1 protein-coding gene and 2 pseudogenes are annotated in these 24,692 nt (G+C 74.9%); all 3 read left to right on the top strand.

Going from position 1 to position 24,692, the window contains the following annotated elements; translation table 11 throughout:
- Positions 1 to 329: 329 nt before the first annotated feature.
- Positions 330 to 19,694, top strand: a pseudogene (locus tag OG747_RS00705) (type I polyketide synthase); the annotation flags it as partial.
- A gap of 9 nt (positions 19,695 to 19,703) precedes the next feature.
- Positions 19,704 to 22,230: pseudogene (locus OG747_RS00700) on the top strand (acyltransferase domain-containing protein); the annotation flags it as partial.
- 177 nt (positions 22,231 to 22,407) lie between these two features.
- Entirely contained in the window at positions 22,408 to 24,663 is a 2,256-nt protein-coding gene (locus OG747_RS00695) for a type I polyketide synthase (RefSeq protein WP_405885396.1), read from the top strand.
- Positions 24,664 to 24,692 lie beyond the last annotated feature (29 nt).

Genomic DNA, 24,692 nt, shown 5'->3' with positions numbered 1-24,692 from the left:
CACCCGTCCACCCGCACCCACCCGGGCCCGTACGCCCCCGGACACCACCCCCGAAGGCCGCCCCGTGGGCGGCCTTCGGCCTTCGCCACCCCACCCGCCGCCCGCCCGCGGCAGCGGCCCGCGACCACCGCCCCGGCCTGCGGCGATGATTTCCAAGGGTTTCCCCAGACAACCCGGCCAGGCCCGTAAAACGGCCCGGCCGCACGACATGCTGTCCAAGCCGCACGAGGTGAACAGCACGGGCCCGGTGCCCGCCGGCTCTTCCGGCCACCGGCCCAGGCCCCCTCGCGGTGCGACCGTTCCGTCACCACAACAGCATGGGGGCGTCCATGACGAATGAAGCGCGGCTTCGGGACTACCTCAAGCGGCTCACCGTAGACCTGCACGAAACCCGGCGCAGGCTGCGCCAGTTGGAGTCCAGGGACAACGAGCCCATCGCCATCGTCGGCATGAGCTGCCGCCTGCCCGGCGGCGTCCGCTCACCCGAGGACTTCTGGGACCTGCTCGTCTCCAAAACCGACGCGATCACGGACTGGCCCGCCGACCGCGGCTGGGACCCCGCCGCCGACCCGGCCACCGGCGGCGACCGCCGCCAGGGCGGCTTCGTCTTCGACGCCGACCGCTTCGACCCCGCCTTCTTCGGCATCTCGCCCCGCGAAGCCCTCGCCATGGACCCCCAGCAGCGCCTGCTGCTGGAAGCGACCTGGGAAGCCCTCGAACGCGCGGGCATCGACCCCGCCACCCTGCGCGGCAGCCGCTCCGGCGTCTTCGTCGGATGCAGCGACCAGGGCTACAGCAGCGGACTGCGCGAGGTCCCCGACGACGTCCGCGGCCACCTGCTGACCGGCAACTCCATGTCCGTCGTCTCCGGCCGCGTCGCCTACGCGCTGGGCCTCGAAGGCCCCGCCGTCACCGTCGACACCGCCTGCTCCTCCTCCCTCGTCGCCCTCCACCTGGCCGCACAGTCACTGCGCTCCGGCGAATGCTCCCTCGCCGTCGTCGGCGGCGTCACCGTCATGTCCAGCCCCGGCGCCTTCATCGAGTTCGGCCAGCAGGGCGGCCTCGCCTCCGACGGCCGCTGCAAGGCCTTCTCCGAGGACGCGGACGGCACCGGCTGGGCCGAGGGCGTCGGCATGATCGTCGTCGAGCGCCTGGCCGACGCCCGCCGCAATGGCCACCGCGTCCTCGCCGTCGTGCGCGGCTCCGCCGTCAACCAGGACGGCGCCTCCAACGGACTGACCGCCCCCAACGGCCCCTCCCAGCAACGCGTCATCCTCGCCGCCCTGGCCAATGCCGGCGTCCCCGCCACCGAGATCGACGCAGTCGAGGCCCACGGCACCGGCACCGCCCTCGGCGACCCCATCGAAGCCCAGGCCCTGCTGGCCACCTACGGCCAGGGCCGCGAGGCCGACCACCCCCTGTGGCTCGGCTCCGCCAAGTCCAACATCGGCCACACCCAGGCCGCCGCCGGCGTCGTCGGCGTCATCAAGACCGTCCTGGCACTGCGCCACGGCGTCCTGCCGCCCACCCTCCACGTCGAGCAGCCCTCCTCGCACGTCGACTGGAGCGCCGGGAACGTCAGGCTCCTGGCCGAGTCCGTCGACTGGCCGCAGGCCGACCGCCCCCGCCGCGCCGCCGTCTCCGCCTTCGGCGTCTCCGGCACCAACGCCCACGCCGTCATCGAACAGGCCCCCGCCGTCGAACCGGCCGCCGACGGCGAACCGGCCGCCGAAGCCCCCGCCCGCGCCGAACTGCCCCTGCTGCCCTGGGTCCTCTCCGGCCGCGACGAGGACACCCTGCGCGAACAGGCCGCCCGCCTCGCCGCCCACCTCACCGACCACCCCGACACGGACCTCTACGACCTCGCCTTCTCCCTCGCCACCACCCGCTCCGCGCTCCCGCAGCGCGCCGCCCTCCTCGGCACCCACCGCACCGACCTGCTGACCGGCCTCGCCGCCCTCGCCGAGGGCAGGGCCACCGACCGCGTCCTCACCGGCCAGGCGAAGAGCGACGGCAGACTCGCCTTCCTCTTCTCCGGCCAGGGTGCGCAGCGCCTCGGTATGGGCCGTGAACTGTACGAGTCCTTCCCGGTGTTCGCCGAGGCCTTCGACACCGTATGCGCACACCTGGACGCCGAGTCGGACCGTCCCCTGCGGGATGTGGTCTTCGGTACGGATGCGGAGGTGCTGAACCGCACGGAGTGGGCGCAGCCGGCGCTGTTCGCGATCGAAGTGGCCCTGTTCCGTCTCGTCGAGTCGTGGGGCGTGCGCCCCGACTTCCTGGTGGGCCACTCGATCGGTGAGCTGGCGGCCGCGCATGTGGCGGGTGTGCTGTCGCTGGAGGACGCGTGCCGTCTGGTGTCGGCGCGGGGCCGTCTGATGCAGCAACTGCCCGCCGGTGGAGCGATGTTCGCCGTCGAGGCGTCCGAGGACGAGGTCACGCCGCTGCTGGAGGGCCGTGGGGCGGAGGTGTCCATCGCGGCGGTCAACGGGCCCCGGTCGGTGGTGATCTCGGGTGCGGACGCTGTGGTGTCGTCTCTGGCCGAGGAGTTGTCCGCGTCCGGCCGTCGCACGTCACGCCTGCGCGTCAGCCACGCCTTCCACTCACCGCTGATGGAGCCGATGCTGGAGGAGTTCCGTACGGTCGCGGAGAGCGTCACCTACGGCGAGCCGCGTATCCCAGTGGTGTCGAATGTGACCGGACAGGCTGCTGCCGCAGGGGAGTTGGAGTCCGCGGAGTACTGGGTGCGGCACGTCCGGGAAGCCGTACGGTTCGCCGACGGGATCGAGTGGCTGGCCGGGCACGGTGTCACACGCTTCGTGGAGATCGGCCCCGACGGCACCCTCACCGCCCTCGCCCAGTCCGGAGTCACCCGCAGCGACGAGATGCTCTTCGTCCCCACCCTCCGCAAGGACCGCGACGAGGCCGAGGCCCTGACCTCCGCCGTCGGCCGCCTCCACATACACGGCCGGACACCCCAGTGGCCGGCCCTCCTCCCCGGCGCCCGGCCCCTCGACCTGCCCACCTACGCCTTCCGGCGCGACCGCTACTGGATCGAACGCTCCTACCGGACCGACGGCTCCGCACCGACCGCCACCGAAGGCGACCACCGCTACCAGGTGACCTGGCGCCCCGTGGCCGGACTGCCCGGCGAGGCGCGCCTGACCGGCCGCTGGCTGCTCGTCACCCCGGCCGCCCTCGGCCACGACGGCTGGCACGGCGCCCTGACCGAGGCCCTGGCCGCACGCGGCGCCGACCTCGTCACCGTGCCCCACACCGCCGGCGCCGACCGCACGACACTCGCCTCCCTGCTGGCCTCCGCCGCCGCAGACGCGCCCGTCAGCGGCGTCGTGTCGACCCTGGCCCTGTCCCCGGAAGAACGCGAGGCAACCCCGGAAGGCGTCCTGGCCACCGCCCTCCTCGTCCAGGCCCTCGGCGACACCGGCATCACCGCACCCCTGTGGACCCTCACCCGGCAAGCGGTCACCACCGGCCGCACCGACCCCCCGCCACGCCTCGACCAGGCCGCCGTCTGGGGCCTGGGCCGCGTGGCGGCACTCGAACACCCCGACCGCTGGGGCGGTCTCATCGACCTCCCGGAAGAACTGGACCGCCGCGCCGCCTCCCGGCTGGCCGCACTGCTGTCCGCCACCGCCACCGCCACGGCCGCCGGAGTCGGCGAGGACCAGGCCGCCGTCCGCGCCGGCGGCGTCCTCGCCCGCCGCCTGGCCCCCCTCACCCAGGAACCCGAAGCCCCCTGGACACCCGGCGGCACGCTCCTCATCACCGGCGGCACCGGCGCGCTCGGCGCCCGCGTGGCCCGCTGGGCCGCCGGACAGGGCGCCGCCCACCTCGTCCTCACCAGCAGGCGCGGACCCGAGGCACCCGGCGCCGCCGAACTGCAGGCCGACCTCTCGGCCCTGGGCGCCCGAGTCTCCCTGATCGCCTGCGACATGACGGACCGTCAGGCCGTACGGCAGCTGCTGGAGAACCACCCGGTGGACGCCGTCGTCCACACCGCCGGTGTCCTCGGTGACGGCGTCCTCGACAGCCTCACCCCCGAGCAGTTCGACATCGTCGTCCGCTCCAAGGTCGACGCCGCCGTCCACCTGGACGAACTGACCCGCGGCCGCGACCTGACGGCGTTCGTCCTCTTCTCCTCCTTCGCCGGCACCGTCGGCTCCGCCGGACAGGCCAACTACGCCGCCGCCAACGCCATGCTGGACGCGCTCGCCGAGCGCCGCCGTGCCGAGGGGCTGCCCGCCACCTCCCTCGCCTGGGGCCCGTGGGCCGGCGGCGGCATGGCCGCCGACGCCTTGGCCGAGAACCGCCAGCGCCGCGGGGGAGTGAACCTCCTGGCCCCGGCGAGGGGCCTCGACGCCCTCGCCGCCTGCGCCGCCTCGCCGACCGCGGTACCGTTCGTCGCCGACATCGACTGGACCCGCTTCGGGCCCGCCTTCACCGCCGTCCGCACCAGCCCGCTCCTCGGCGACCTGTACGCCGCCCCCAAGACCCCGGCCGGACAGCGCGGCCCCGCGACCGCCCTGCGCGAACGGCTCACCGGCCTGACCGCGCAGGCACAGCACGGCGAACTCCTCGACACCGTCCGTGCCCGCGCGGCGGCGGTCCTCGGTCACTTCGGCCCGGAGGCCGTTCCCGCCGACCGCGCCTTCCGCGACCTGGGGGTCGACTCGCTGATCGCGGTCGAGCTGCGCAATGCCCTGGGTGCGGAGTGCGGTCTGTCCCTGCCGGCCACCGTGGTGTTCGACTATCCGACTCCGGTTGCTCTGGCGGAGTTCCTGTACGGCGAGTTGAGCGGTGTGGTCACGGAGGTGTCCTCGGCGACCGCGGTGGCGGTGTCGGGCGACCCGGTCGTCATCGTCGGGATGGCGTGCCGCTTCCCGGGCGGAGTGGACTCCCCGGAGGCGTTCTGGAACCTGCTGTCCGAGGGGCGCGAGGGCATCGCCGACTTCCCCGACGACCGCGGCTGGGACCTCGACGCCCTCCACGCACCGAACGGCCCCTACACCAGCCACACCCGCCGCGGCGGGTTCCTGGCGGGTGTGGGTGGTTTCGACGCGGGTTTCTTCGGTGTGTCGCCGCGTGAGGCGTTGGCGATGGATCCGCAGCAGCGTTTGTTGCTGGAGTCGTCGTGGGAGGCGGTGGAGCGGGCGGGTATCGATCCTCGTTCGTTGCGGGGCAGTCGGACGGGTGTGTTCGCGGGGACGAACGGTCAGGACTATCCGGCGTTGCTGGCGGCGTCGGATGCGGATTTCGGCGGGTACATCGGGACGGGGAACGCGGCGAGTGTGTTCTCGGGGCGTGTGTCGTATGTGCTGGGCCTGGAGGGGCCCGCCGTGACCGTCGACACCGCGTGTTCGTCGTCGTTGGTGGCTCTGCATCTGGCTGTCTCGGCGTTGCGGTCGGGTGAGTGTGATCTCGCGTTGGCCGGTGGGGTGACGGTGATGTCGACGCCGGGTGCGTTTGTGGAGTTCAGCCGTCAGGGCGGGCTTGCAACTGATGGCCGGTGCAAGGCTTTTGCGGAGGGTGCGGACGGGACGGGGTGGGGTGAGGGTGTCGGTGTGCTGCTGGTGGAGCGGTTGTCGGACGCGCGCCGTAACGGTCACCCGGTCCTGGCTGTGGTGCGGGGCTCTGCCGTCAACCAGGACGGCGCGTCCAACGGTCTGACCGCGCCGAACGGCCCCTCGCAGCAGCGGGTCATCCGGGCCGCCCTCAGCAGTGCCGGTCTCTCCGCCAGGGATGTGGACGCGGTCGAGGCGCATGGCACGGGTACCGCGCTGGGTGATCCGATCGAGGCGCAGGCGCTGCTGGCGACGTACGGCAAGGAACGGCCGGGGGAGCGGCCGTTGTGGCTGGGGTCGGTGAAGTCGAACATCGGTCACACCCAGGCCGCCGCGGGGGTGGCGGGTGTGATCAAGATGGTGGAGGCGATGCGGCATGGTGTGCTGCCGGCCACCCTCCATGTCGATGAGCCCTCCTCGCATGTGGACTGGGCCGCGGGTGAGGTGCGGCTGCTGACGGAGCCGACCGCGTGGCCGGAGTCGGGGCGTCCCCGGCGTGCGGGTGTGTCCTCGTTCGGCCTGAGTGGCACGAACGCCCATGTCGTACTGGAGCAGGTGCCGGACCCGGTCGCCGAGGAAGCCGCGACCGAGGTCTTCCAGCCGCTGCCCGTCACCCCCTGGGTTGTATCCGGACAGGGCGCCGACGCACTGCGGGGCCAGGCCGCTCAACTGCTGGCCCATATGCAGGCCCACCCGGAACTGGACACCGCCGATGTGGCGCTGTCGCTCACGCGGACCCGCTCCGCCTTCGAGCACCGCGCGGTGGTGCGCGGCACCGGCCGCGAAGAACTGCTCGCCGGTCTGACCGCCCTCGCCGACGGCGAGACCCTGCCGGGCGTGGCACAGGGCGTCGCCTCCGAGGGCAAGGCCGCCTTCCTGTTCTCCGGCCAGGGTGCGCAGCGCCTCGGTATGGGCCGTGAACTGTACGAGTCCTTCCCGGTGTTCGCCGAGGCCTTCGACACCGTATGCGCACACCTGGACGCCGAGTCGGACCGTCCCCTGCGGGATGTGGTCTTCGGTACGGATGCGGAGGTGCTGAACCGCACGGAGTGGGCGCAGCCGGCGCTGTTCGCGATCGAAGTGGCCCTGTTCCGTCTCGTCGAGTCGTGGGGCGTGCGCCCCGACTTCCTGGTGGGCCACTCCATCGGTGAGCTGGCTGCCGCGCATGTGGCGGGGGTGCTGTCCCTCGAAGATGCCTGCCGTCTGGTGTCGGCGCGGGGCCGTCTGATGCAGCAACTGCCCGCCGGTGGCGCGATGTTCGCCGTCGAGGCGTCCGAGGACGAGGTCACGCCGCTGCTGGAGGACCGTGGGCCGGAGGTGTCCATCGCGGCGGTCAACGGGCCCCGGTCGGTGGTGATCTCGGGTGCGGACGCTGTGGTGTCGTCTCTGGCCGAGGAGTTGTCCGCGTCCGGCCGTCGCACGTCACGCCTGCGCGTCAGCCATGCCTTCCACTCACCGCTGATGGAGCCGATGCTGGAGGAGTTCCGTACGGTCGCGGAGAGCGTCACCTACGGCGAGCCGCGTATCCCGGTGGTGTCGAATGTGACCGGACAGGCGGCTGCCGCGGGGGAGTTGGAGTCCGCGGAGTACTGGGTGCGGCACGTCCGGGAAGCCGTACGGTTCGCCGACGGGATCGAGTGGCTGGCCGGGCACGGGGTGACACGGTTCGTGGAGATCGGCCCGGACGGCACCCTCACCGCCATGGCGCGTGCCTGCCTGAGCGACACGCCGGAGCACCTGTGCGTTCCCGTTCTGCGCAGGGACCGGCCTGAGGCGGACACCGCCGTGGCCGCTCTGTCGACCGTGTTCGCGCACGGTGTCCGTGTCGACTGGGCGGCCCTCTTCGCCGGCTCCGGTGCCCGGTCCGTCGCGCTGCCGACGTACGCCTTCCAGCACGAGCGGTACTGGCCCGAGCCCGCGCGGCGCGCGGCCGTGTCCGCCGGCGTGAACCCGCTGGACGCGGGCTTCTGGGAGGCCGTGGAGCGCGGCGACGCGCAGAACCTCGCCGATGTCCTGGGCGTGGGTGAGGCGGAGTTGGACGCCGTCGTGCCGGCGCTGTCCGCATGGCGGCGTGGTGCGGCCGAGCGATCCGTCGTGGACGGCTGGCGCTACCGCGTCGGCTGGGAGCGTCTGAGCGCACCGCCGGCCTCCGTCGGCGTACCGGGACGATGGCTCCTGCTGCAGCCGCCGGGGGCGGACGCGCTCGACGGCATCGAGGAGTTCCTGCCCGGAGCCGAACGCCTCATCTGCCCGCCGCGGGCGGACCGCGCCGAGCTCGCGCGGCTCCTCGCCTCCGCCGCCACGGCGGACGGGCCCGCCGCGGGTGTCCTGTCGTGCCTGGACGGTACGACGGCCGCCCTGGAACTCGTCCAGGCCCTGGGCGACGCGGGAGTGACCGCACCGCTGTGGCTGCTCACGCGTGGCGCCGTCGCCGTCGGCGCCCCCTCCGAAGGCGTCGTCGATCCCGGACAGGCCGCCGTGTGGGGCCTCGGCCGGGTCGCCGCCCTGGAACACCCCGAGCGGTGGGGCGGTCTCGTCGACGTACCGGCCCGCCCGGACCGCCGTGTCCTGGCCGCGCTGGCCGCCGTCGTGACCGACGGCAGCGAGGACCAGGTCGCCGTGCGCGCGGCGGCCGTGTTCGCCCGCCGGCTCACCCACGCCACCGCGCCGGCCGGCACCGGCGCGCAGTGGAGCGCGCCCGGCCGGGTGCTGCTCACCGGCGGCACCGGAGCCCTCGGCGCGCGGGTGGCACGCTGGCTTGTCGGGCGCGGCGCAGGGGAGCTCGTTCTCACCAGCCGCAGCGGCATGGACGCCCCCGGCGCGGCCGAACTCCGTGGCGAACTCGAAGGACTCGGCGCCCACGTCGTCGTCGAGGCGTGCGACATGGCCGACCGCGCGGCCGTCGAGAGCCTGCTGTCCCGCCACCCCGTCGACGCGGTCTTCCACGCCGCGGGCGTCCTCGACGACGACGTGATCGACGCGACGACCCCCGAGCGGCTGGCCGCCGTCCTGCGCGCCAAGGCCGTGGCCGCCGACCTCCTCGACGAACTGACCCGGGACGCGGGCCTGTCGGCGTTCGTGGTGTTCTCCTCGATCGCCGGGGTGTGGGGCAGCGGCGGCCAGGCGGCCTACGCCGCCGCCAACGCCCACCTGGACGCCCTCATCGAGCGGCGCCGGGCCCGCGGGCTCGCCGGTACCGCCGTCGCCTGGGGCCCCTGGGACGGGAGCGGCATGGCCGCCGACGCCGGCGCGCAGGAGCTGCTGCGCCGCCGCGGACTGCTCCCGCTGGAGCCCGGTGCCGCGCTGCGCGCCCTCTCCCGCGCCCTCGAACTCGGCGACACAGCCGTGGTCGTGGCCGACGTGGACTGGGACCGCTTCGCTCCCGCGTTCACCACCGGCCGCCCCAGCCCGCTGCTGTCCGGCCTGCCGGAGGCCGCCGACGCGCTGCGCGGCGCCGGGTCCGCCGCGGCCGGCGCCGCGAGCGCCGGCGCCGCCCTGCGCGAGCGGCTCGCCGCCCTGCCGGCCGAGGACCGCGACGCGGAACTCCTCGCTCTGGTCCGGGGGCGTGCCGCCGCTGTCCTCGCGCACACCGATCTCGCCGCGGTCGCCCCCGGGCGGGCCTTCCGCGAGATGGGCTTCGACTCCCTGACCGCCGTCGAACTGCGCAACGAACTCACCGCCGCCACCGGGGTGGCGCTGCCGTCCACGCTCGTCTTCGACCACCCGACGCCGCTGGCCGTCGTGGCCCGGCTGCGCGAGGAACTCTTCACCGCCGCCGACGACGACCGCACCCCGCGGCTCCCGGTGGCCGCCGCGCCCGACACCGATCCCGTCGTCATCGTCGGCATGGGATGCCGTCTGCCGGGCGGAGTGGCGGGTCCCGAGGACCTGTGGCGGATCGTCTTCGGCGGCCTGGACACGGTCTCCGCCTTCCCCGAGGACCGCGGCTGGGACCTGGAGACCCTGCTCGCGGCCAGCGACACCCGCTCGGGCGGCTTCCTTCAGGAGGCGTCCGGCTTCGACGCGCCGTTCTTCGGGATCAGCCCCCGCGAGGCCCTCGCGATCGACCCGCAGCAGCGGCTGATCCTGGAGACGTCCTGGGAGGCCCTGGAGCGCGGCGGCATCGCCCCGGCCGGCCTCAAGGGCAGCCGGACCGGTGTCTTCGTCGGCGCCTCGAGCTCCGGCTACGGCTCCGGCCTGACGGAGGTTCCCGAAGGCCTCGGCGGACACCTGCTGACCGGTGGCGCCGGAAGCGTCGTCTCCGGCCGTGTCGCCTACGCCCTCGGCCTGGAGGGCCCCGCGGTCACCGTCGACACCGCCTGCTCCTCCTCGCTCGTGGCCCTGCACCTGGCCGTGCAGTCCCTGCGCAGCGGCGAGTGCGACCTCGCGCTGGCCGGCGGCGTCAGCGTCATGGCCAACCCCGGCGCCTTCGTCGAGTTCAGCCTGCAGGGCGGCCTGGCCCCCGACGGCCGCTGCAAGGCCTTCTCCGACGGCGCCGACGGAACGGGCTGGTCGGAAGGCGTCGGCGTGCTCGTCGTCGAGCGCCTTTCCGACGCCCGCCGTCACGGCCACCCCGTGCTCGCCGTCGTGCGCGGCACGGCCGTCAACCAGGACGGCGCCTCCAACGGACTGACCGCACCCAACGGTCCCGCGCAGCAGCGGGTCATCCGGGCCGCCCTGGCCTCCGCGGGCCTTGCCCCGTCCGAGGTGGACGCCGTCGAGGCGCACGGCACCGGTACCGTCCTCGGCGACCCCATCGAGGCGCAGGCGCTGCTGGCCACCTACGGCCAGGACCGGCCCGACGGGCGGCCGCTGTGGCTGGGCTCGGTGAAGTCCAACATCGGCCACACCCAGGCCGCCGCCGGCGCCGCCGGCATCATCAAGATGGTCCTCGCCCTCGACAAGGGCGTCCTGCCGCGGACCCTGCACGCCGACGAGCCCTCCTCGCGCGTCGACTGGTCCGCCGGAGCGGTCCGGCTCCTGGGCGAGCAGGCCGCCTGGCCCGAGACCGGCCGCCCGCGCCGCGCCGGTGTCTCCGCCTTCGGCGTGTCCGGCACCAACGCCCACGTCGTCATCGAACAGGCCCCGCAGACCGAGTCCCCGTCCAAGTCCGGGGCCGGGGCCGAGTCCGGGGCCGCGCCTGCGGCGCCCGCCCGCCGGCCGGCCGCCGCAGCGGTGACGCCGTGGATCGTGTCGGCCCGCAGCGCCGCCGCCCTGCGCGGCCAGGCCGCCCGGCTGATCACCCACGTCGAGGAGCACCCCGAACTCGACACCGCCGACATCGCCCGCGCCCTGGTGACCACCCGGTCCCCCTTCGAACACCGGGCCGTGGTCAGCGGAGCCGGGCGCGCCCAGCTCCTGCGCGGCCTCGCGGCCGTCGCCGCGGGCGGACCGTCCGCCGACGCCGTCACCGGCGACACCCTGACCGAGGGCGCCACCGCGTTCCTGTTCGCCGGCCAGGGCACCCAGCGGCCCGGCATGGGCCGCGGACTCTACGACGCCTTCCCCGTCTACGCGGACGCCTTCGACGCCGTATGCGCGCATTTCGAGGGCCAGTTGGAGCAGCCGCTGCGTGAGGTCGTCTTCGCAGACGACGCCGAGGTCCTCGACCGCACCGCGTACGCGCAGCCCGCCCTGTTCGCCGTCGAGGTCGCCCTCTACCGCCTCGTCGAGTCCTGGGGCGTACGGCCCGCCCACCTGCTGGGCCACTCCGTCGGTGAACTGGCCGCCGCGCACGTCGCGGGTGTCCTCGCGCTGCCCGACGCGTGCCGGCTGGTCGCCGCCCGGGGCCGGCTGATGCAGGCCCTGCCCGAGGGCGGCGCCATGGCCGCGCTCCAGGCCGCGGAGGACGAGGTACTGCCCCTGCTGGCCGGCCGCGAGGACGAGGTCGGCCTCGCCGCCCTCAACGGCCCCCGGTCCGTGGTGATCGCGGGTGACGAGGACGCCGTACTGGAGGTGGCCGCGCACTTCGCGGGCCAGGGACGCAAGACCACCCGGCTGCGCGTCAGCCACGCCTTCCACTCGCCCCGCATGGAACCGATGCTCGCCGACTTCAGGGCCGTCGCCCAGAGCGTCGGCTACGGCGAGCCGCGCATCCCCATCGTCTCCAACATCACCGGCCGACCGGTCACCGCCGCGGAACTCTGCTCGCCCGAGTACTGGGTGCGCCACGTCCGCCAGGCGGTCCGCTTCGCCGACGGGATCGCCTGGCTGGAACGGGCCGGCGTCGAGCACTACCTCGAACTCGGCCCCGACGCCACCCTCACCGCCCTCGCCCAGGGCTGCTGGCAGACGCCCGGCCACCTCGCCGTGCCCGCGCTGCGCGAGGACCGCCCCGAACCGGCCGTCCTCGTCACCGCCCTGGGCGCCCTGTTCACCCGCGGCGTCCCCGTCGACTGGCCGTCCTGCCTGGACACGCTCGCCCCCGGCGGCCGGCCCGTACACCTGCCCACCTACGCCTTCCAGCACCAGAGGTACTGGCTCGACGTACCGGCGGGATCCGGCGACCCGTCCGCCGCGGGACTCCTCGCGGCCGGCCACCCGATGCTGGCCGCCGTCGTCCCGCCGGCCGCGGGCAACACCGTCGTCCTCACCGGACGCCTCTCGGCGCGCTCACAGCCCTGGCTCGCCGCCCACCGCGTCAGCGGATCCCTCGTGGTGCCGTCCGCCGCGTTCCTCGAACTCGCCCTGCGCGCCGGTGCCCACACCGGCTGCGGGCACGTCCGCGACCTCGTCCTGCACGCCCCGCTCGTCCTGCCCGAGCAGGGCGGCGTCCACCTCCAGGTCCGCGTGGAGGAACCCGACGCGCTGGGCTCCCGCGCCTTCGGCGTCTTCGGCCGGGCCGAGGCCCCGGACACCGACGGCCCGTGGACCCGGCACGCCGACGGCGTCCTGAGCGCCCGGCAACCGGACGGCGCCCCCGCGTTCGACTTCACCGTCTGGCCGCCCGCCGGCGCCGAACCCCTCGATGTCGACGGCGTCTACGAGCGCCTCGCCGCGGCCGGACTCGACTACGGCCCCGTCTTCCAGGGCCTCAAGGCCGCCTGGCGCGGCAGCGAGGACGTGTACGCCGAAGTCGCCCTGCCCGAGGGCACCGACACGGAGGCCGGACGCTTCGACCTGCACCCGGCGCTGCTGGACGCGGCCCTGCACCCGCTCGGCCTGGGCATCTTCGACGGATTCGGCGACGGCCGCGTCCTGTTCTCCCTCGGCGACACCTCGCTGCAGGCCACCGGCGCCACCACCCTGCGCGTCCGCCTCTCCCGCCGCGGCCCCGACACCCTGTCCCTTCAGGCCGCCGACGCGATCGGCGAGCCCGTCATCACCGTCGCCTCCCTGCTGATGCGCACCCTCGCCCCGCAGACCACGACAACCCCCGAGACGACAACCCCCGAGACCACGACAACCCCCGAGACCACAACGAACTCAGCCCCGGCCCCGGTCCCGGCCGTCGAGCAGCCGGCCCCGGCGCGCACCCCGGCACCCGCCCGCCGCGCCGCGGCCCGCGCGCAGCAGCCCGGCAGCCTGCTTCAGCGGCTGGCCGGCCGGCCCGAGGCCGAACGCGCCCGCACCCTGCTCGCCACCGTCCGCGCCCGGGTCGCGGACGTCCTGGGCTACGACGGCCCCGCCGACGTCGAGGCGGCCCGCTCCTTCGCCGACCTCGGCTTCACCTCGATCACCGCCGTCGAACTGCGCAACCAGCTCTCCGACGCGCTCGGCGTGGCCCTCCCGGCCACCCTGGTCTTCGACCACCCCACCCCGAACGCGCTCGCCCAGCACCTCGGCGCCGACCTGTTCGGCGCAGCCGCGGGCGACGCCGCCGCGCACCGCCCGGCGCCCGTCGACGACGACCCGATCGCCATCGTCGGCATGGCCTGCCGCTACCCCGGCGGCGTCCGCAGCCCCGAAGACCTGTGGGACCTCGTCGCCGCCGGCGCCGACGGCATCTCGCCGCTGCCCACCGACCGCGACTGGCACCCGGAGACCCTCTACCACCCGGACCCCGACCACCCCGGCACCGTCTACACCCGTGAGGGCGGATTCCTCCACGACGCCAGCCAGTTCGACCCGTCGTTCTTCGCCATCAGCCCCCGCGAGGCCCTCGCCATGGACCCGCAGCAGCGCCTGCTGCTGGAGACGTCCTGGGAGGCGCTGGAGCGCGCCGGCATCGACCCCACCACCGCGCGCGGCAGCCGCACCGGTGTCTTCGCCGGCGTCACCTACCAGGACTACGTCACGATCCTGGCCGCCGCCGACGACAACTTCGAGGGCTACGTCGGCACCGGCAACTCGCCCAGCGTGCTGTCCGGCCGCATCTCCTACGCCCTGGGCCTGGAGGGCCCCGCGGTGTCCGTCGACACCGCCTGCTCCTCCAGCCTCGTCGCCCTCCACCTCGCCGCCCAGGCGCTGCGCCAGGGCGAGTGCTCCCTCGCGCTCGCCGGCGGGGTGACCGTGATGTCCACGCCCGGCTCCCTCATCGAGTTCAGCCGCCAGCGCGCGCTCGCCCCCGACGGCCGCTGCAAGCCGTTCTCCGCGGACGCCGACGGCGCCAGCTGGGCCGAGGGCGTCGGCATGATCGTCCTCGAACGGCTCTCCGACGCCCGCCGTCACGGCCACCCGGTGCTGTCCGTGCTCCGCGGCAGCGCCCTCAACCAGGACGGCGCCTCCAACGGCCTGACCGCACCCAACGGCCCCTCGCAGCAGCGGGTGATCCGCCAGGCCCTCGCCTCCGCGGGCCTTGCCCCGGCCGAGGTGGACGCCGTCGAGGCGCACGGCACCGGCACCACCCTCGGCGACCCCATCGAGGCCCAGGCGCTCATCGCGGCCTACGGCCAGGACCGGCCCGACGGGCGGCCGCTGTGGCTGGGCTCCCTGAAGTCCAACATCGGCCACAGCCAGGCCGCCGCGGGCGTCGGCGGCGTCATCAAAATGGTCATGGCGATCCGCGAGGGCGTCCTGCCGCGCACCCTGTACGCCGACACCCCCACCCCGCACGTCGACTGGAGCGCGGGCGACGTCCAACTGCTCACCGAGCAGCGGGAGTGGCCGAAGACCGGGCGCCCGCGCCGTGCCGGCATCTCCGCGTTCGGCATGAGCGGCACCAACGCCCACGTCATCGTCGAACAGGCCCCCGACAGCGAACCGGCCCCCGCCCCCGCCGAACCGGCGGCCCCCACCGGCCCGGACGCTCCCGCGGCCCCGGGCGCCCGTGTCTTCACCGGCGCCCTGCCCCTCGTACCCACCCTGCTGTCCGGCCGCACCGAGGCCGCCCTGCGCGGCCAGGCCGCACGCCTGCGCACCCACCTGCTCGCCCACCCCGGCCAGGACCTCGCCGACCTCGCCTACTCCCAGGCCACCACCCGCCCGGCCTTCGAGTACCGGGCCGCCGTCCTCGCCAGTGGCCGCGACACCCTCGACGAGGCGCTCGCCGCCCTCGCCGCGCCCGGCCCGGCCGCCGCGCCGGGCATCGTCTGCGCCACCGCCCCCAGCGCCGCCGAGCCCGTCCTGGTCTTCCCCGGACAGGGCGCGCAGTGGACCGGCATGGCCCGCGAACTCCTCGCCGCCTCACCCGTGTTCGCCTCCCTCGCCGCCGACTGCGAACGCGCGCTCGCCCCCTACACCGACTGGTCCCTGACCGCGGTCCTGCGCGGCGAGAAGGGCGCCGCCGACCTCGGCCGGGTCGACGTCGTCCAGCCCGCCCTGTGGGCCGTCATGGTCTGCCTGGCCGGCCTGTGGCGCTCCCTGGGCGTCACCCCCGCAGCCGTCGTCGGCCACTCCCAGGGCGAGATCGCCGCCGCCTGCGTCGCCGGGGCCCTGTCCCTCGACGACGGCGCCCGCATCGTCGCCCTGCGCAGCCGGGCCATCATCTCCATCGCCGGCAGCGGCGGCATGATGTCCGTGCCGCTGAGCGCCGACGAGACCCGTACGCGCATGAGCCCCTGGGCCGGCCGCCTCGCCGTCGCCGCCGTCAACGGACCCGCCTCCGTCGTGGTGTCCGGCGAAGCCGCCGCGCTCGACGAACTGTTCACCGCCCTCACCGAGGACGGCGTACGCGCCCGCAAGGTCGCCGTCGACTACGGCTCCCACTCGCCGCAGGTCGAGCCGATCCGCGCGAGCGTGCTCGACGCCCTCGACGGCATCGAGCCGCGGGAGGCCGACATCCCCTTCCGCTCCTCCCTCACCGGCCAGTGGCAGGACACCACCACCCTCGGCCCCGAGTACTGGTACACCAGCCTGCGCGAGACCGTCCGCTTCGAGGAGGCCGTCCGCGGCCTGATCGCCGAGGGCCACCGCACCTTCCTCGAGGTCGGCCCGCACCCCGTGCTCGCCGTCGGCCTGCGCGAGACGCTGGAGGACACCGGCACCGAGGGCGCCGTACTCGGCTCCCTGCGCCGCGACAAGGGCGGACTCGACCAGTTCCTCACCGCCGTCGCCCAGGCCCACGTCCACGGCATCGCCCTCGACTGGAGCGCCGTCTTCGCCCACACCGGCGCCCACCGCGTCGACGTGCCGACCTACCCCTTCCAGCACCAGCGGTACTGGCCCAACGTGCGGGAGGCGGCCGCCGCCGACGCCGCCGCGTCCGGCTCCCTCACCGCCGACTCCGTCGAGTCCCGCTTCTGGGAGACCGTCGACCAGGAGAACCTCCAAGCGCTCGCCGACGCCCTCGACGTCCCCGCCGACGCCCCGCTGAGCACCTTCCTGCCGGCCCTGTCCACCTGGCGCCGCACCAGCCGCGAACGCTCCACCACCGACTCCTGGCGCTACGGCGTCGGATGGTCCCCGCTGACCGAGAACCCCGCGGGCACCCTGTCCGGCACCTGGCTCGTGATCGCCCCCGCCGACGCGGCCGGCCACCACGAACTCCTCGCCGCCGCCCGCCGGGCCCTGACCGCAGGCGGCGCCCGCGACACCCGCCTGGTCACCGTCCCCGACGGCGGCAGTGACCGCGCCGGCCTCGCCGCCCTGATCACCGCCGCCCTCGGCACCGAAGACACCGAAGACACCGACACCACCGCGGCCCCGGCCGCCCCGGCGGTGGCGGGCGTACTGTCCCTGCTCGCCCTCGACGAACGCCCGCACCCCGCCCACCCGGCCGTCCCGCACGGCCTCGCCGACACCCTCGCGCTCCTGCAGGCCCTCGGCGACACCCACACCGACGCCCCGCTGTGGTGCGCCACCCGCGGCGCCGTCGCCACCGGATCGGAAACCGTCACCGGCCCCGCCCAGGCGCTCGTCTGGGGCCTGGGCCGGGTCGCCGCCCTGGAACACTCCGAACGCTGGGGCGGCCTGATCGACCTGCCCGCCGTACTCGACACCCGCGCCGGTACCCGCCTGTGCGCCGTCCTCGCCGCCCCGGGCGGCGAGGACCAGATCGCGATCAGGCCCTCCGGCACCTTCGGCCGCCGCCTGGTCCACGCCGCCGCCCCCCTCACCGACCCCCGGACCTGGCGCCCGCGCGGCACCGTCCTGGTCACCGGCGGCACCGGCGCCCTCGGCGGCCACCTCGCCCGCTGGCTCGTCACCCGCGGCGCCACCCACCTGATCCTCACCAGCCGCCGCGGCGCCGACGCCCCCGGCGCGGCCGCACTGCGCGACGAACTCACCGCACTCGGCGCCGACGTCACCCTCGCCGCCTGCGACGCCGCCGACCGGGACGCCCTGCGCACCCTGCTCGACTCCATCCCCGCCGACCGCCCCCTTAACGCCGTGTTCCACGCCGCCGGCTCCCTCGACGACGGCGTCATCGACTCCCTGACCCCCGACCGCATGGACCCCGTCCTGCGCGGCAAGGCCACCGCCGCGCTCCACCTCCACGAACTGACCCGGGACCTGGACCTGTCGGCCTTCGTCCTGTTCTCCTCCACCGCGGGCGTCATCGGCGGCGCAGGCCTTGGCAACTACGCCCCCGGCAACGCCTTCCTGGACGCCCTCGCCCAGCACCGCCGCGCACAGAACCTGCCCGCCACCGCCGTCTCCTGGGGCCTGTGGGCCGAGGGCGGCATGGTCGGCGACACCGCCGGCGAGCGCATGCGCCGCTACGGCGTCCACCCCATGGACACCCGGTCCGCCTGCGACGCCCTGGGCCGGGCCCTCGACGGCGACGACACCACCGTCACCGTCACCGACCTGCGCTGGGACACCTACGCCCCCGCCTTCACCGGACCGCGCCCCAGCCACCTCCTCGACAACCTGCCCGCGGCACGCCGCGCCCTGGACACCGCCCGCGCCGAGAAGACCGATGCCCCCGCGGCCGACTCCTCCTCCCTGCGCGCCCACCTGGCCCAACTGCCCGGCTACGACCGCGCCGACGCCGTCCTCGACGTCGTCCGCTCCTACGTCGCGAACGTCCTGGGCTACCCGTCCGCCGAAGCGGTCGAACCCGGCCGCGCCTTCACCGACCTGGGCATCGACTCCCTCAGCGCCGTCGAACTGCGCAACGGCATGAACCGCATCACCGGCCTGCGCCTGCCCGCCACCCTCGTCTTCGACCACCCGACCTGCTCCGCACTCGCCGCCCACCTCCTTACGGAACTGGCCGGAGAGGAACAGCCGGCCACCACCGGCACCGCCCCGCTCCCCGCACCCCTGCCGGACGACGAGCCGATCGCCATCGTCGCCATGGGCTGCCGCTTCCCGGGCGACGTCAGCACCCCCGAACAGCTGTGGCGCATGCTGCTCGACGGAGCGGAAGGACTCGTGCCCTTCCCCGAGGACCGCGGCTGGGACCTGGACGCCCTCTACGACCCCGAACCCGGAAAACCCGGCCGCATCTCCACCCGCACCGGCGGCTTCCTGAACGACGCCAGCGGCTTCGACCCGGCCTTCTTCAACATCTCGCCGCGTGAGGCCGTCGCGATGGACCCGCAGCAGCGCCTGCTGCTGGAGGTCTCCTGGGAGGCGTTCGAACGCGCCGGCATCGACCCCAAGGCCCTGCGCGGCAGCCGCACCGGCGTCTTCGCCGGCACCAACGGCCAGGACTACACCGGCATGCTGGCCGCCTCCCAGGAGGACTTCGAGGGCTACATGCTGACGGGCAACGCCGCCAGCGTCGTCTCCGGCCGCCTCTCCTACACCTTCGGCCTGGAGGGCCCGGCGGTCACCGTCGACACCGCCTGCTCGGCCTCCCTGGTCGCCCTGCACCTGGCCGTACGATCCCTGCGCACCGGCGAGTGCGACATGGCCCTGGCCGGCGGCGTCACCGTCATGGCCTCGCCCGGCCTGTTCGTGGACTTCAGCCGGCAGCGCGGCCTGGCCTCCGACGGCCGGTGCAAGGCGTTCGCCGACGCGGCCGACGGCACCGGCTTCTCCGAGGGCGGCGGCATGCTCCTGGTGGAGCGCCTCTCCGACGCCCGCCGCAATCACCACCCCGTCCTCGCCGTCGTCCGCGGCAGCGCGGTCAACCAGGACGGTGCGTCCAACGGCCTCAGTGCCCCCAACGGTCCCTCGCAGCAGCGGGTGATCCGCGCGGCCCTCGCGGACGCGGGCGTCGCCGCCGCGGAGGTGGACGTGGTCGAGGCGCACGGCACCGGCACCACCCTCGGCGACCCGATCGAAGCGCAGGCCGTCCTCGCCACCTACGGTCAGGACCGGCCCGCCGGGCGTCCGCTGTGGCTGGGGTCGGTGAAGTCCAACATCGGCCACACGCAGGCCGGTGCGGGGGTGGCGGGTGTCATCAAGATGGTCCTGGCCCTGCAGAACGGTGTTCTGCCGCCGACCCTGCACGTCGACCGGCCCTCCACCCACGTCGACTGGGAGGCGGGCGAGGTGCGTCTGCTGACCGAGGCCGTCGACTGGCCCGCCGCCGGGGCCGGACACCCGCGCCGCGCCGGCATCTCGTCCTTCGGCATCAGCGGCACCAACGCCCACATCATCATCGAAGCCGCCACCGAGGAGGACACCGCACCGGCCGACACCGAACCGGCCCCCACCCACGGCATGCTGCCGTGGGCCGTGACCGCACGCAGCCGCACCGCCCTGCGCGCACAGGCCGCCCAGCTCCTCACCCACCTCCTGCGGCAGCCCGGGGCGGACGCCGCCGACGTGGGCCTGTCCCTCGCGGCGCACCGCTCGGTCTTCGAACACCGCGCGGTCGTCCTCGGCGCCGACCGCGACACGCTCATGGCCGGCCTCCAGGCGCTGGCCGAGGACGAGAGCGACCCCTCCACGGTCACGGGCTCCGCCCGCGGCGAAGGCAAACTCGCCTTCCTCTTCTCCGGCCAGGGCGCGCAGCGCCTCGGTATGGGCCGTGAACTGTATGAGTCCTTCCCGGTGTTCGCCGAGGCCTTCGACGCCGTCTGCGCACACCTGGACGACGGCCTGCGAGGCGTGGTCTTCGGCACGGACGCGGAGCTGCTGAACCGCACGGAGTGGGCGCAGCCCGCGCTGTTCGCGATCGAAGTGGCCCTGTTCCGTCTCGTCGAGTCGTGGGGTGCGCCCGGACTTCGTGGTGGGTCACTCGATCGGTGAGCTGGCGGCCGCGCATGTGGCGGGGGTGCTGTCGCTCGAAGATGCCTGCCGTCTGGTGTCGGCGCGGGGCCGTCTGATGCAGCAACTGCCCGCCGGTGGCGCGATGTTCGCCGTCGAGGCATCGGAGGACGAGGTCACGCCGCTGCTGGAGGGCCGTGGGGCGGACGTGTCGGTCGCGGCGGTGAACGGGCCGCGGTCGGTGGTGCTTTCGGGTGTGGAGTCGGTGGCCGAGGTGGTCGCGGGGGAGGTGGCGGCTATGGGGCGCCGTACCTCACGCCTGCGCGTCAGCCACGCCTTCCACTCACCGCTGATGGAACCGATGCTCGATGAATTCCGTACGGTCGCCGAGAGTGTGACCTATGCGCCGGCGCAGCTGGCCGTGGTGTCGAATGTGACCGGACAGGCCGCTGCCGCAGGGGAGTTGGAGTCCGCGGAGTACTGGGTGCGGCACGTCCGGGAAGCCGTGCGGTTCGCCGACGGTGTGCGGTGGCTGGAGGAGCGGGGGGTCCGCCGGTTCATCGAGATCGGCCCCGACGGCACCCTCACCGCCCTCGCCCAGTCCGGAGTCACCCGCGGCGACGAGATGCTCTTCGTACCCACCCTGCGCAAGGACCGCGACGAACGCGAGGCCCTGCTCTCCGGCCTGGCCCAGGCATTCGTCAAGGGCGTCGCAGTCGAGTGGGCCCACGCCTTCGACACCACCGGCGCCCAGGCCGTGGCCCTGCCGACGTACGCCTTCCAGCGCCAGCGGTTCTGGCCCAGGCCGCCCGTCCTGCTGGGCGACGTGAGCTCGGCGGGGCTCGGCTCCGCGGCACACCCGCTGCTCGGCGCGGCGGTCGAACTCGCCGGCGGCGACGCCTTCCTGTTCACCGGACGCCTGTCGCTGCGCAGCCACGCCTGGCTCGCGGACCACGCGCTGACCAGCACGGCCCTGTTCCCGGCCACCGGCTTCCTCGACCTGGCCCTGCACGCCGCCGAACACGCCGGCTGCGACCGGGTGGAGGAACTGACGATCCTCACCCCGCTCACCCTGCCCGAGCGCGGCGCCGTGCGCGTACAACTGCGTGTGGAGGCGCCCGACGCCTCCGGCGCCCGCGCCCTGAGCGTGCACTCCAGGGCCGAGGACGCGGACGCCGGCCGGCCGTGGACGCTGCACGCCGAGGGCCTGCTCACCACCGGCGGCGCGGCCGCGCCCGAAGCGCCGTACGACTTCGCCGTCTGGCCGCCGAAGGACGCCGACGAGGTGCCGCTCGACGGTTTCTACGAGCGCTTCGCCGAACGCGGCCACCTGTACGGGCCGCTCTTCCAGGGCCTGAAGGCGGTGTGGATGCGCGGCGAGGAGGTGTTCGCCGAGGTCGCGCTGCCCGAGGCCGCCGACCCGGCCGCCGGGGCGTTCGACCTGCACCCGGCGCTGCTGGACGCCGCCCTGCACGCCGTGATGTTCGTGCCCATGAAGGACGCGGGACGGCTGCCCTTCTCCTGGAACGGGGTCCGTCTGGAGGCCGTGGGCGCCGGCGCGCTGCGGGTGCGCATGGTGCAGGAAGGCCCGGAGTCCATCAGCCTGACGCTCGCCGACCCGGCGGGACGGGCGGTCGCCTCGGTCGGCTCGCTCACCCTGCGCGAACTCACCGGAGACCTCGCCGGCTCCACCGTCGGCGCACCGCGCCAGGAAGGCCTGTACGAGCTGGACTGGGTGCCCGTGCCCACCGGCACACCGGCGCCGGGACCGGACTGGAGCCTGGTCGGCGGCACCGAAGCCCGGGCGCTGGCCGCGGAGTGGGAGAGCGCGGGCTCGCGGGTGCGGGTCTTCGCCGATCTGGCCGCGCTCGCCGCGTCCGACACCGACATACCGGAGACGGTGCTGCTGGCGCTGCCCGCGCCCGACACCGCCGTCGACGACTTGGCCGGCAGTGCCGCCGACGACCTGGCCGCCGCCGCCCGCGCCACGGCGCACACGACGCTCGGCCTCGTCCAGCAGTGGCTCGACGAGCCCCGCTTCGCGCACGCCCGGCTCGCCGTCGTCACCCGCGACGCCGTGCGGGTCGGACCGCGGCCCGCCGACCCGGCCCGGGCCACCGCCTGGGGCCTGGTCCGCTCGGCCCGCTCCGAGAACCCCGGCCGCTTCGTCCTCGTGGACATCGACGCGGCCCCCGCCTCGGCGGCCGCGCTGCCCGCCGCCCTCGCCTCCGGCTGCCTCGAACTGGCCGTCCGGGACGGCGCGGTGACCACCCCGCGGATCATTCCCCTGGCCGCCGAGCGCGCGCTCACCGCGCCGGCCGGAGCCGTCGCCTGGCGGCTCGGCATCGAGGAGAAGGGCACCCTGGAGAGCCTGCGGCTGACCGAGTGCCCCGAGGTGATGGGACCGCTCGCGCCGCGCGAGGTCCGTATCTCGATGCGCGCCGCGGGCGTCAACTTCCGCGACGTCCTCACCGCGCTGGGCATGTACCCCGGCGACGCCACGGCGATCGGCCTGGAGGGCGCCGGCGTGGTGACCGAGGTCGGCGCGGAGGTCACCCGACTCGCCGCCGGCGACCGGGTGATGGGCATGTTCGCCGGAGCCTTCGGCCCGGTGGCCGTCGCCGACGAACGCATGGTCGCGCCCATCCCGCGCGGCTGGAGCTTCGCGCAGGCCGCCACCGTGCCCATCGTCTACCTGACCGCGTACTACGGCCTCGTCGACCTCGGCGGGCTGCGCCCCGGCCAGTCCGTGCTCGTGCACGCCGCCGCCGGCGGGGTCGGCACGGCCGCCGTCCACCTCGCCCGCCACCTGGGCGCCGAGGTGTTCGGCACCGCGAGCCCCGGCAAGTGGGACGCGCTGCGCGCCGCGGGGCTCGACGACGCCCACCTCGCCTCCTCCCGCGACCTCGGCTTCGAGAAGCTGTTCCTGGAGAGCACCGAGGGCCGCGGCGTGGACGTCGTCCTGGACTCGCTGGCACGGGAGTTCGTGGACGCCTCACTGCGCCTGCTGCCGCGCGGCGGACACTTCCTGGAGATGGGCAAGACCGACGTCCGCGACGCGGGGCAGGTCGCCGGGGACCACCCGGGCGTCGCCTACCGGGCCTTCGACCTCGTCGAGGCCGGGCCCGACCGCATCGGCGAGATCCTGCGGGAACTGGTGGCCCTCTTCGAGGACGGGGCGCTGGTGCCGCTGCCGATGACCACCTGGGACGTACGCAGGGCCCCCGACGCGTTCCGCTTCCTCAGCCAGGCCCGGCACATCGGCAAGGTCGTCCTGACCGTGCCCCGTGCCCCCGACCCCGACGGCACGGTGCTGCTCACCGGCGGCACCGGCGGACTGGGCCGGGTCACGGCCCGTCACCTGGTCGCCGACCTCGGCGTGCGCCACCTGGTGCTGGCCGGCCGGCAGGGACCCAACGCGCCCGGCGCGGCCGGACTGCGGGAGGAACTGGCCGCCCTGGGAGCCGACGTCTCCGTGGTCGCCTGCGACACCGGCGACCGCGACGCGCTGGCCGCGCTCCTGACCTCCCTGCCCGCCGCCCACCCGCTGACCGCGGTGATCCACACCGCGGGCGTCCTGGCGGACGGGGTCATCTCCTCCATGACCCCCGAGCGCATCGACCAGTCGATGCGGCCGAAGGCCGACGCCGTGGTCAACCTGCACGAACTGACCCGCGGCATGGACCTCGCACGGTTCGTGGTGTTCTCCTCCGTGGCCGGTACGTTCGGCGGCGCCGGACAGGCCAACTACTCGGCCGCCAACGCCTTCCTGGACGCGATGGCCCACCACCGGCACGATGCGGGCCTGCCGGCGACCTCCCTGGCCTGGGGCACCTGGCTGCCCGAAGCGGGCATGACCGGCGAACTGAGCGAGGCCGACCGCTCCCGGCACGCCCGGACCGGCATGGTCCCGCTCGGCGCGGAGCTGGGCATGCGGCTGCTCGACGCCGGCCCGGACACCGACCGTGCGGTGCTCCTGCCGATGGACCTCGACCCGGCCGCCTTGCGCGAACACGCCGACGTCCTGCCGCCGCTGCTGCGCGGCATGGTCAAGGCACCCGCCCGCCGCCGGGCCGAGACGGCCGCCCCGAGCACCGCAAGCAGCACGCGGACCCTCGGCGAGCGGCTGGCCCCGCTGTCCGCCGCCGACCGTGAGCAGCTGCTGCTCGACGTGGTCGCCGAGCAGGCCGCGGCCGTCCTCGGCCACTCCTCGGCCGCCGGGATCGAGCCCGAGCAGACGTTCAAGGAACTCGGCTTCGACTCGCTCACCGCGGTCGAACTGCGCAACCGCCTGGGCGCCGTCACCGGCCTCAGGCTGCCGGCCACCCTCGTCTTCGACTACCCGACGCCCGCCGTCCAGGTCCGCCACCTGCTGACCGAACTGGACCTGCCCGACGCCCCCGGCGGCGCGCAGGCCCTGCTGGGCGAGATGGACCGCCTGGAAGCCGCGCTGAACGGCACCGACGTCGACGACGCCCAGGACCGCGCCCGGGTCAGTGACCGGCTGCGGGAGCTGCTGGCCCGCTGGTCGGGCGTCCCGGTGACCCTCGCCGCCGCCGGGCAGCCGGGCGACGCCCAGGACGGCGAACTGGAATCGGCCGGGACCGCCGACGAGTTGTTCGACCTCATCGACAGGGAGCTGGGCACGACGTGACAACCGCAGCGGACGCCCGCGCCGCGGGT

The sequence above is a fragment of the Streptomyces sp. NBC_01384 genome (assembly GCF_045040035.1).
Classification (GTDB): Bacteria; Actinomycetota; Actinomycetes; order Streptomycetales; family Streptomycetaceae; genus Streptomyces.
The sequence above is the reverse complement of the archived record's forward strand: the minus strand, read 5'-3'. Positions and strand labels throughout refer to the sequence as shown.

Excerpts from the sequence above, each read along its gene's own strand:
- OG747_RS00695 (WP_405885396.1), top strand. The coding sequence starts at position 22,408 with ATGGGACCGCTCGCGCCGCGCGAGGTCCGTATCTCGATGCGCGCCGCG.